Source organism: Methylibium sp. T29-B, assembly GCF_000576225.1.
Taxonomy (GTDB): domain Bacteria; phylum Pseudomonadota; class Gammaproteobacteria; order Burkholderiales; family Burkholderiaceae_C; genus Methylibium; species Methylibium petroleiphilum.
The window spans coordinates 1-10,321 of the sequence record NZ_AZSN01000130.1 but is presented as its reverse complement, the minus strand read 5'-3'; the positions used below and the strand labels follow the sequence as shown (position 1 = coordinate 10,321).

The following is a 10,321-nucleotide window of genomic DNA, read 5'->3' as shown; positions in this document are numbered from 1 at the left end:
CGCAGCTCAGTCGCGCGGCGGGGCCGCGCGCCGCGCCTGCACTTCGAGCGGGCGCAGGTCGGCGGCGGCCTTGTCGAGCACGCCGTTGACGTACTTGTGGCCATCGGTGCCGCCGAAGCTCTTGGCGAGTTCCACCGCCTCGTTGATCGCGACGCGGTAGGGGATGTCGATGCAGTGCTTGAGCTCGTAGGCGCCGATCATCAGCACGCCGTGCTCGATCGGCGACAGCTCGGTGGTCTTGCGGTCCACGTGGCGAGCCAGCACTGCGTCGAGGGCGGCGGCTTCGGCCACGCAGCCGTGCAGCAGGGCGTCGAAGTGCGCCGCGTCGGCCTGCTTGAAGCCGTCGAGCTCGCGCATGTGGGCCTCGATCACGACGGCTTCGCTGCCCGACACCAGCCATTGGTACAGGCCCTGCAGCGCGAACTCGCGCGAACGCCGACGCGAGGACTTCTGCGCCGGCTTGCGGCCGCCAGGGCGGGCGGCGGTCGACGCCGGAGCGGGCGACGGCACGCTGCCGTCGGTGTCTTGAGGGTCACGAAAGCTCTTCCATCAGATTGACCATCTCGACGGCGACGCGCGCGGCATCGCGGCCCTTGTCGTCGACGCGGGCCCAGGCCTGGTCCTCGTTCTCGACGGTGAGGATGGCGTTGGCGATCGGGGTCGCGTGATCGAGCGAAACGCGCGTCACGCCGGCGCCGCTCTCGTTGCTGACGAGCTCGAAGTGGTAGGTCTCGCCGCGGATGATGCAGCCGAGCGCGATCAGCGCATCGAAGTCCTTGCGCCGCGCCATCGCCTGCAGTGCGATCGGGATCTCGAGCGCGCCGGGTACCGACACGTGCTCGATGTGCTTGGCCGACACGCCCAGCAGCTCCAGCTCGACCAGGCAGGCCTGGGCCAGGCGGTCGGTGAGCGCGGCATTGAAGCGCGCCTGCACGATGCCGATGCGCAGGTTCTCGCCGACGAGTTCGGCGACGGTGTTGCCGAAGATCGTGGTCTGGGTGTCAGCGTCTTGCATCGAAACCTCGAAGTGGAAGGGCGTGCCGCGGTGTCATTCGGCGGCGACGAAGCCGGTGACCTCGAGTCCGTAGCCCACCATGCTGGGCATGCGGCGCGGGCTGCCGAGCAGCTTCATGCGGACGATGCCGAGTTCGCGCAGGATCTGCGCGCCCACGCCGTAGGTGCGCAGGTCCATCTGGCCGCGCGGGGTCGGCGGCGCGTCGGGGCCCACGGTCAGCTGCTGCAGCAGGCCGTTGCCCGCCTCGCCGCAGTTCAGCAGGACCGCCACGCCACGTTCGGCCGCCCGCAGCGCGGCCAGTGCCCGTGGCAGCGGCCACGAATGGCCGCAGCGGCCGGCGTCGAGCAGGTCCAGCACCGACAGCGGCTCGTGCACTCGCACCAGCACCTCGTCGTCGGCACCCCATTGCCCCACGCTCAGCGCCAAGTGCACGGCGCCCGAGCGGTCGCGGAAGGCTGGCAATCGAACGGGCCCTGCGGCGTGACCAGCACGCGCCGGGCGACGCGCGTGATGAGCGATTCGTTGCGGCTGCGGTATTCGATCAGGTCGGCGATGCTGCCGATCTTGAGCCCGTGTTCCCTGGCGAACAGCACCAGGTCGGGCAGCCGGGCCATCGTGCCGTCGTCCTTCATGATCTCGCAGATCACCGACGCAGGCGTCAGGCCGGCCATCAGCGTGAGGTCGCAGCCGGCCTCGGTGTGCCCGGCGCGCATCAGCACGCCGCCGTCCTGCGCCTGCAGCGGGAAGATGTGGCCGGGCTGGACCAGGTCGCTTGCCTTCGCGTCGCGCGCCACCGCGGCCTGCACGGTGCGTGCGCGGTCGGCCGCGGAGATGCCGGTGGTCACGCCGCTGGCGGCCTCGATCGAGACGGTGAAGGCGGTGCCGTGCTGTGTGCCGTTGCGCGCGGCCATCGGCGGCAGTTGCAGCCGTTCGCAGCGCTCGCGGGTGAGCGTGAGGCAGATCAGGCCGCGGCCGTAGCGCGCCATGAAGTTGATGGCTTCGGGCGTGACGTGCTCGGCGGCCATCACGAGGTCGCCCTCGTTCTCGCGATCTTCCTCGTCGACCAGGATGACCATGCGGCCGGCGGCGAGCTCGGCGATCAGCTCGGGAACAGGGGAAAGGGCCATGGCGGGATTGTAGGTGGCGGGTCGGAGCGGCGCGGGCGGGAGCGCGTCGCCTCGGCGCGGGGGACTTGCCGGCGCGCGGCGGCGTCAGCGACTGCCGAGCATGCGCTCGACGTAGCGCGCGATCAGGTCGATCTCGAGGTTGACGCGGGCGCCGACGCTCAGCGTGCCGAGCGTCGTGTGTTCCAGCGTGTGCGGGATCAGGTTGATGCCGAGTTCGGTGGTCTCGGCGTGGTCGGTGACGCGGTTGACCGTGAGGCTCACGCCGTTGACGGTGATCGAGCCCTTGTAGGCGAGGTAGCGGCCCAGCGCCTGCGGCGCAGCGATGCAAAGCTCCCAGGATTCGCCGACCGGCGCGAACTTCGTCACCGTGCCGACGCCGTCGACGTGGCCTGATACCAGGTGTCCGCCGAGCCGGTCGCTGGCGCGCAGAGCCTTCTCGAGGTTGAGCGGTCCGGGGTCGGCGAGGCCGGCCGTCTTGTCCAGGCTTTCCGCCGAGATGTCGACCGTGAACCAGTCCGCCTCCGCGTCGAAGGCCGTGACGGTCATGCAGGCGCCGTTGAGCGCGATGCTGTCGCCCAACTGCACGTCGGCCAGGTAGCCCGGCGGCGTGGCGATGGTGAGGCGCTTGCCGTGGGACGGGTCGGCGCCGAGCGGCGCGACCTTGCTGAGGCGGCCCAGGCCGCTGATGATGCCGGTGAACATGGCTCCGATTGTCTCAGCGTCGCAGCCCTGCCGCTGCGGCGGGGGCAAGCGCAGCTTCGGGCCGACGCTCAGAAATCGGCACGGCCCGGCGGCCGGGCGATCAGGCGCAGATCAGCCCCGACGCGCTCGACACTGACGAACTCGAGCGCCAGGCCCTCGGTCAGTGCAGTGAGCGGACCGAAGCGCGCCATCTCGCGACCCGCACCGAGCATCAGCGGCGCCAGGTAGACGAGGAACTCGTCGACCAGGCCCGCCCGCACGAAGGAGCCGCTGAGCTTGCTGCCCGCCTCGACATGCAGTTCGTTGATCTCGCGCCGCGCCAGGTCGTCGAGCATCGCGCCCAGATCGACCTTGCCGTCGGCGTTGGCACAGGCCAGCACCGACACGCCCTGTTCGGCCAGTTCACGGACCTTCGGCGCCGCATGGCGGGCCAGTGCGCTGGCCGTGTAGACCAGCCGCTCGCCCGGTGGCGCGAGGATGCGGGCGTCGAGCGCGATGTCGAGCTTGGAGTCGACGACGACCCGGCACGGCTGCAGCACGGTGTCGACGAGCCGCACGTCGAGCCGCGGGTCGTCGTCGATCACGGTGCCGATGCCGGTGAGCACCGCCCCGGCCCGCTTGCGGTAGGCGTGGCCGTCGGTGCGGGCGGCATCGCCGGTGATCCACTGGCTCAGGCCGTTGTCGAGCGCCGTGCGTCCGTCGAGCGACGCGGCGATCTTCAGGCGCACCCACGGCCGCTGGCGCAGCATGCGGGAGAGGAAGCCGATATTCAGCTCGCGCGCGGCGATTGCAACCGGGTCGCCGGGCGCCAGCACCGTCACGTCGATGCCGGCCGCCCGCAGCCGGCCGATGCCGTGACCGGCGACCAGCGGATTCGGGTCCTGCAGCGCCACCATCACGTGGGCCACGCCGGCCTCGACCAGCGCATCGCAGCAGGGCGGGGTGCGGCCGTGGTGCGAGCAGGGCTCGAGCGTGACCCAGGCGGTGCCGCCGCGCACCGTGTGGCCCGCGGCCTGCGCCGCACGCAGTGCCGACACCTCGGCGTGCGCCGAGCCGGCGCGCTGCGTGTGTCCGCTGGCCAGCAGGCGACCGTCGGGGGCGGTGATGACGCAGCCGACCCGGGGGTTGGGATCGGACAGGCCGATGGCTTCGTTGGCGTTGCGCAGCGCGAGCGCCCAGGATTCGGAGGGAGTGAGCTTCACGCCCTCGACGATACGCGAGGCCGGCAGGGTGACGCAGAGCCGGCGTCACTCGCGTTCGGCTTCACGGCTGGTGCGGCGCGGTCCCGGCCGGGCAGGCCCCGGTGTCCAGCAGCAGGAAGTTCTGGTGGTGAAGCGATCGAGTCACGAGACTGTAGAGGGCCGGATGCTCCTCGTTGCGCGTCGTCGAGGGCGCAGTGGTGTAGCGGCACACGAGCTGCGTGCCGGCGGGCTCGGGCGCGATGCGGGACTGTCCCGACCAGGCGCGTGGCGTGCCCGGATCGGTGTCGTGATCGCCCGCACGCATCAGGCAGGCATAGGAGCGCACGCCGGCGATGGGCCGACCGTCGTTGTGGCTGACGGCGTCGGCCACATGACAGTCGGGCACCGCCAGCAGATGCTGCGTGGCGCTGAAAGAGAGGCCGGTCACGGCGGCGGCCCAGGAGCCCGATAGATCGCCGCGCAGCAGCAGTGCCTGCAGTGGGGTACAGGTGGCCGCGATGTCGGTGTGGTCGTCCGGCGCGTCGTGCATTGCGCGATCACCGCGCCGGAGCTGTCGTCGAACACCAGGAAGCCGCCGCTGGCACCCTGCCAGCGCAGAACGCTGCGGCCGCGGTTCGCGCCGGTCAGTCGCTCGGCCTCGATCGGGATGTCGAGCGCCCGGCCTTCGGACGCAGCAGTGCGGCGACGTCGACCCGGGGCAGGCCCAGGCTGCCGCCGTCGGCAGGTTCCGCGCGTGCGATCAGCGAGCCCAGCCTGACGAAGGTCTGGCGCGTGTCGCCGCTGCGGTCGGCCCATGTGACTTGCACGTCGACGCGGCGATAGGGATCGTCGGCCGTGCCTTGTATTTGCCATTGGCGCTCGAAGCGCGTGTTGCTGTCGATGAGGGGTTGGTCGCTGCCGCTGAGGAGATCGGCATAGGCCTGCTTGCCGGCTTCGGTGAGCACCTGCTCGAAGCTGCGCAACTCCTCCAGCCTGGAGATGGCGAGCTGGGTGGCTTCGGTGCGCTGGCGGGCGGCATCCGCATGGCGAGACAGTGCGACCTGCAGGCTGCCGAGGGCGAGCGCACCGATCGACACAACGACGACGGCGATCAGCACCTCGACCAGGGTGAAGCCGGCGGCTTGATGTCGTGCTCCGAGTGTGTGCATTGCGCTTCAGGGCAGCAAGTCGCAGGGCCGGGCGGGATCGCCGTCGGCACACCGACCGTCACGCCAGCTGCCGGGCACGCGCACCCACGGTCCGGCTGCGGACCGCAGCTGCCGCAGCACCGGCGAGTTGTAGGTGATACGGCCGTTGCTGCTGCCTGCGAGGTTGCCTCGTGCCACGAGCGCCCCTTGCAGATCGATGGCACCACCGGGGTCGAAGCTGCTTTCGGCTGCGTAGATCAGACCGTGGGCGGGGAAACCGCCATTGAAGCGCAGCGCCCCGCCGACCACCAGGAGCAGCGGCCGGTCCGCGCTGCCGACCGCAGCGCCGGGCCAGCCGGCGGCGTCGAGTTGCAGATCGCCATCGACGAAGAAGCTCGTGTCGCCCTCTGCGTAGGCCGTTCGCAGGGCGGTGCCGCAGGAGATGGCCGAGCACCCGGCGATGCGCCGGGTCGCAGGAGCCGCGGCGAACTGCGCAGGCGTGCTGCCGAACAGCGCGGAAAAGAAGGCCGCGCCCGACGCATCGGCTGATGCAAGCCGCGCCAAGGCCTCGTCGCGTTCGATCAGCGCGTTCTCGACCGGGCTGCCCGGCAACGTGCTCAGGAGCGGCGGCGTGCCGCCGAGCGTGATGGCGCCACCCGCATCGATCAGCAGGCCTTGCGTGGCGTAATCGGCGTTGAGCAATTGCCAACCGTCGAGGGCCACAAGGCCCCCGGTGGTGAGCGCGGCGGCCGGCATTGTCCGCAGGGTAGGGCGGAGCTTGAAGATGGCCTGCGTCGCCGCCGAGGCGTCGGCACGTGCGGCGTCGCTGCCCGGCACGCACTGCGAGCCGCGGCTCGAGCAGCCGCGGGCGGTGATTCGGATGGCCTCCGGATCGCCGATGATGGCTGCGAACTCGACGGTGAAGCTGGGGTCGTTGCGGGTCCACTCGGCCGAGCCGCCGGCGTCCGGGCAATGGCAGGTCAGACCGGTCGCGCCCAGGCTGCATCCGGGACGAACGGTGGTGACGGGCGCGATGGCGGCATCGGGTGAGGACTTCGGGACATAGCGTTCACGGAACGAGGTGGGCTGGTCCGCGGCCGGGAGGCAGTGCGCATCGACGCGGCGACCGTCGTTCAGCAGGGCTTGCGCCCACTCGAGACCGGCCTCGGCGGTCTCGGCAGCGATCGTGGAACGGTATTGATTGGCCGAACTCCGCTGCTCGAAGAGCAGGCTGCGGTTCGCAAAGGCGGCCAGGATGGTCATCGCCAGCAACAGGATCATCACGACGGCCAGCGCGGCGGCGCCTTGCTGGGGTGTGCGGCCGGTCTTCATGTGGTCGGGGCGGGACAGGACCCGATCGGCAGCGCATCGTTGCGAACGCGCACGGTCTGCCGGATCTCGCGCTGCACGGCGGCGTCGGTCGCGGAGCGCCCGCGCAACTCGATCACGTAGCTGCGCAGCGACAGCACGGGGCAGCCCGCCGTGCCGACCGCGCAGGCCGGCATGCAGAACTGGCCGAGCGGGACGACGCTGACCCGCGGGCTGATCGAAAATGCGTGATGCGCACGGTGCCGGGGTCGGTCATCGCCTGCCAGCTTCCTCCGTTCAGCGTCTGCAACGTGTCTCCGCCGAGTCGGAAGCCGGTGGCCTCCGCGGCATCGACGCTGTCGTTCTCGAGAGCGTCGCGAGAAAAGCTGTAGCGCACGACCGCCGCGGTCTCGGGACCGGCCGTCGTGACTTCCTCGTACGGGTTGGCCCCGCCGGCTGGCGCGTGCTGCCAGTAGCCGGCACGGCGCAGATCGCGCGTGATCAGATCAGCCGCGGCCCGCAGATCCTGGTGAACGCGCGCCTCGAGCAACAGGCGGCGGCTGTCGCGCAACTGGTCGACGAGCAGGGCGATGCTGCCGATGACAACGAAGAGCGCGACCGCGAAGCCGACGAGCAGTTCGACCAGCGACAGGCCGCGCTGGGACGCGAGATTTCTCCGCCGGGACATCCGTGCGTCGGCCATGCGGGCTCACCGGTTCCAGCAGACGCTTGCGAGCGCGGAGCCGGTCGATGCGTGGCGGGTGGTGCCGCCGCCCAGCGTGAGACTCAGGCTGGTGCAGGCCGTGTCGACCGCTTGCGCACCGACGGCACGGGCCGTGGCCGTGTAGCCGTCGACCGCGCCGTGGTCGATCGTGATCAGGTAGCGGCCGGACGCGGGCGACGACAGACCGAGCGCCGCGAGGGTGTCGGCGTACGTCGTGTGATTCGCGCGCCAGCGTTCCTGAGCCTGCTGTACCTGGGCCAGCGCGGCGATGGCCTCGATGCGGCGGGTCTTGAGCAACTGCGCCATGAAGCTGGGATAGGCGATCACCGCGAGGATGCCGACGACAAGCAGCACGATCACCAGTTCGACGAGGCTCAGACCGCGTGCGGCGGTCATGCCCGGGCGGGGCGCCATGGCTCAGCAGGCGCGGTAGCCGCCGAACTCGGCACGAGGGGAGCACGAGCGAACTCGGCCCATGATGTTCACCACGTGGTGCACCGCGCGGCCGTCCAGACCCGTGACGCGGATCGTCGCGGCCGGCGTGCTGGTGCCGTGCCGCGGGTCGTAGACGATGGAGCCCACGTTGGCCTGCACGCTGACGCGGCTACCGGCCGGCAGGGGCACCGCCTTGATCTGCTGCGCGTCGCCGCTGCAGGACGGACTGCCGTCGGGCTGGCAACGGCAGGCCGCCGCGGCACCCGAGTGCAGCAGGTAGCAGCTGCCACCGCCGGGCAACGCGGAGAAGCTGGCGCGCAGCGTCTGATTGCGGGCGACCGCTTCGGAGCGCAGGAACTGCAGGTCGGTGGCGAGCTCGGTGGCCACGCCTTCCGTGTGCCTTCGCTGCAGCAGATCCTGGAAGCCAGGGATCGCGAGGGTTGCAGCGATCGCCAGGATGGCGAGCGTGGCGCCCGTCTCGATGAAGGTGAATCCCCGTTGCGGCGTTCGCATGGCCTCTCCTGGACATCGTGGTGACGATGCAGGCGAATCTAGGCTTGCAGCCTGGGTGGCGCGTCGCCCCGTCGGGGGAAGCGGGGAGGGAAGCGCTGCCGCCGCTGCCTCAGAGGCTGTGACAGGCTCGGGGGTTCAAATGTCCTTGATGAGGCGGCTGAATTCGTCGACGCCCTCGAAGCTCCGGTACACCGACGCGAAGCGCACGTAAGCCACCTTGTCGAGCTTCTTCAGCTCGCGCATCACCATCTCGCCGATCTTCGCGGACGGCACCTCGTTGGCGGCGGTGGCGAGCATCTTCTCCTCGATGCGCCCGAGGGCGGCCTCGACCTGGTCGATGCTCACAGGCCGCTTGCGCAGCGCCAGCATCATCGACGCGCGGATCTTGCTGCGATCGAATTCGCTGCGGCTGCCATCCTTCTTCACGATCGCCGGCATTGCCAGCTCGGCGCGCTCGTAGGTCGTGAAGCGCTTGTCACAGGACGGGCAGCGACGCCGGCGACGGATCACGTCGCCTTCGTCGGACTCCCGGGTCTCGGCGACCTGGGTGTCCTCGTGGCCGCAGAAGGGGCAGCGCACTCAGCTCAGGCCGGAAGGCGAGGAGGGAGTCCGCGAGGCGCCGGCAGGCTCAACGGTAGACCGGGAACTCGCGCGTCAGCAGCGCCACCTTGGCGCGCACGTCGGCCAGGTTGCTCTCGTCGTGCGGTCGGTCGAGCACGTCGGCGATCAGGTGCGCGGTCCGGACCGCCTGTTCCACTCCGAAACCGCGCGTCGTCATCGCCGGGCTGCCCAGGCGGATGCCGCTGGTGACCATCGGCTTCTGCGGATCGTTCGGGATGCCGTTCTTGTTGCAGGTCATGTGCGCCTGGCCGAGGATGGCCTCCGCTTCCTTGCCGGTCAGGCCCTTGGGACGCAGGTCGACCAGCATCACGTGGCTCTCGGTGCGGCCCGACACGATGCGCAGGCCGCGCTCGGTCAGCGTGCGCGCCAGGGCGTCGGCGTTCTTCACCACCTGTTGCTGGTAGGCCTTGAACTCGGGCTGCAGCGCCTCCTTGAACGCCACCGCCTTGGCCGCGATCACGTGCATCAGCGGGCCACCCTGCAGGCCGGGGAAGATCGCGCTGTTGATCTTCTTCGCGATGTCCTCGTTGTTCGCCAGGATGATCCCGCCGCGCGGCCCGCGCAGGCTCTTGTGCGTGGTGGAGGTCACCACGTCGGCGAACGGCACCGGGTTCGGGTAGACGCCCGCGGCGATCAGGCCGGCGTAGTGCGCCATGTCGACCATGAAGTAGGCCCCCACGGCCTTGGCCACCTTGGCGAAGCGCTCGAAGTCGATGCGCAGCGCATAGGCCGACGCCCCGGCGATGATGAGCTTGGGCTTGTGCTCGTGGGCCAGCCGTTCCATCGCGTCGTAGTCGATCTCTTCCTTGGCGTCGAGGCCGTAGCTGACCACCTTGAACCACTTGCCGCTCATGTTGAGCGCCATGCCGTGCGTCAGGTGGCCGCCCTCGGCGAGGCTCATGCCCATGATGGTGTCGCCAGGCTGCAGCAGCGCGAAGAACGCGCCCTGGTTGGCCTGTGAGCCTGAGTTGGGCTGCACGTTGGCGAAGGCCGCACCGTACAGCTGCTTGAGCCGGTCGATCGCCAGTTGCTCCACCACGTCGACGTTCTCGCAGCCGCCGTAGTAGCGCTTGCCGGGGTAGCCTTCGGCGTACTTGTTGGTCAGCTGGGTGCCCTGCGCCGCCATCACGGCCGGGCTGGCGTAGTTCTCGGACGCGATGAGCTCGATGTGTTCTTCCTGGCGGCGGTTCTCTGCCTGGATGGCGGCCCAAAGCTCGGCGTCGACGTTCGCGACGGTGGATTGCTGGCGGTCGAACATGGTGGCGGTTCTCATCGATCAGGAAGACCCCAGTACAGCGCACCCGCGAGGCGGATGCAGCCGGGGGCTGCCCAGGCGCGCGGCGGAACGGGTCTGCAGCAGGCAGAACTTCCGGCAGCGCTTCCTGGTGGAGATCCACCTCGGGCCTCGGGGGCCGTATCGCCGGTTGCGCTGCCGCGGCAGTTTACCGGAGCCCTGCCGGCCGCTCCGGCAACGACGTGCCGGAACGCAGGCGGGCGATCAGCGCAGCGCGACCTGCTGGGCCGGTGCCGCGGGAAGCGACTCCTCG

General features: G+C 70.3%; 13 protein-coding genes, 1 pseudogene and 1 riboswitch. All 14 genes and pseudogenes read right to left on the bottom strand.

Annotated features, from left to right (window positions below):
* Positions 1–6 precede the first annotated feature (6 nt).
* Positions 7–510 carry a transcription antitermination factor NusB gene (gene nusB, locus Y694_RS16695; RefSeq protein WP_036234534.1) on the bottom strand — a complete coding sequence of 168 codons (504 nt, stop codon included), beginning with the start codon at positions 508–510 and terminating at the stop codon, positions 7–9.
* Between the two features lie 22 nt (positions 511–532).
* Positions 533–1,015 (bottom strand): 6,7-dimethyl-8-ribityllumazine synthase, encoded by a 483-nt coding sequence (gene ribH / locus Y694_RS16690; protein WP_011830530.1) that lies wholly within the window; start codon positions 1,013–1,015, stop codon positions 533–535.
* 33 nt (positions 1,016–1,048) lie between these two features.
* Positions 1,049–2,142: pseudogene (ribBA, locus tag Y694_RS16685) on the bottom strand (bifunctional 3,4-dihydroxy-2-butanone-4-phosphate synthase/GTP cyclohydrolase II).
* 84 nt (positions 2,143–2,226) lie between these two features.
* Complete coding sequence (locus tag Y694_RS16680) at positions 2,227–2,844, bottom strand: riboflavin synthase (RefSeq protein ID WP_011830528.1); 618 nt, start codon at positions 2,842–2,844, stop codon at positions 2,227–2,229.
* 68 nt (positions 2,845–2,912) lie between these two features.
* Positions 2,913–4,046, bottom strand: a complete 1,134-nt coding sequence (gene ribD, locus Y694_RS16675) for a bifunctional diaminohydroxyphosphoribosylaminopyrimidine deaminase/5-amino-6-(5-phosphoribosylamino)uracil reductase RibD (RefSeq protein ID WP_036234531.1) — start codon at positions 4,044–4,046, stop codon at positions 2,913–2,915.
* A 61-nt stretch (positions 4,047–4,107) separates the two neighbouring features.
* On the bottom strand, positions 4,108–4,575 hold the full coding sequence (locus Y694_RS16670) for a hypothetical protein (RefSeq protein ID WP_036234528.1): 468 nt from the start codon (positions 4,573–4,575) through the stop codon (positions 4,108–4,110).
* A gap of 94 nt (positions 4,576–4,669) precedes the next feature.
* Entirely contained in the window at positions 4,670–5,194 is a 525-nt protein-coding gene (locus tag Y694_RS22720) for a prepilin-type N-terminal cleavage/methylation domain-containing protein (RefSeq protein WP_051495847.1), read from the bottom strand.
* A 6-nt stretch (positions 5,195–5,200) separates the two neighbouring features.
* The gene (locus Y694_RS16660) at positions 5,201–6,505 is read right to left on the bottom strand and encodes a PilX N-terminal domain-containing pilus assembly protein (protein WP_036234525.1); all 1,305 of its coding nucleotides are present in this window, start codon (positions 6,503–6,505) and stop codon (positions 5,201–5,203) included.
* On the bottom strand, positions 6,502–6,642 hold the full coding sequence (locus Y694_RS24425) for a hypothetical protein (protein ID WP_155935848.1): 141 nt from the start codon (positions 6,640–6,642) through the stop codon (positions 6,502–6,504). The genes Y694_RS16660 and Y694_RS24425 overlap by 4 nt, the downstream gene beginning before the upstream one ends.
* Complete coding sequence (locus Y694_RS16655; protein ID WP_036234519.1) at positions 6,618–7,184, bottom strand: PilW family protein; 567 nt, start codon at positions 7,182–7,184, stop codon at positions 6,618–6,620. The genes Y694_RS24425 and Y694_RS16655 overlap by 25 nt, the downstream gene beginning before the upstream one ends.
* A 6-nt stretch (positions 7,185–7,190) precedes the next feature.
* The gene (locus tag Y694_RS16650) at positions 7,191–7,619 is read right to left on the bottom strand and encodes a type IV pilin protein (RefSeq protein ID WP_081771314.1); all 429 of its coding nucleotides are present in this window, start codon (positions 7,617–7,619) and stop codon (positions 7,191–7,193) included.
* Between the two features lie 3 nt (positions 7,620–7,622).
* Complete coding sequence (locus Y694_RS16645) at positions 7,623–8,153, bottom strand: GspH/FimT family protein (RefSeq protein ID WP_036234515.1); 531 nt, start codon at positions 8,151–8,153, stop codon at positions 7,623–7,625.
* A gap of 135 nt (positions 8,154–8,288) precedes the next feature.
* Complete coding sequence (gene nrdR, locus Y694_RS16640) at positions 8,289–8,732, bottom strand: transcriptional regulator NrdR (RefSeq protein ID WP_011830521.1); 444 nt, start codon at positions 8,730–8,732, stop codon at positions 8,289–8,291.
* Positions 8,733–8,781: 49 nt separating this feature from the next.
* Positions 8,782–10,032, bottom strand: a complete 1,251-nt coding sequence (gene glyA, locus Y694_RS16635; RefSeq protein ID WP_036234514.1) for a serine hydroxymethyltransferase — start codon at positions 10,030–10,032, stop codon at positions 8,782–8,784.
* A gap of 62 nt (positions 10,033–10,094) precedes the next feature.
* A riboswitch (ZMP/ZTP riboswitch) is annotated at positions 10,095–10,212 on the bottom strand.
* Positions 10,213–10,321: the final 109 nt, after the last annotated feature.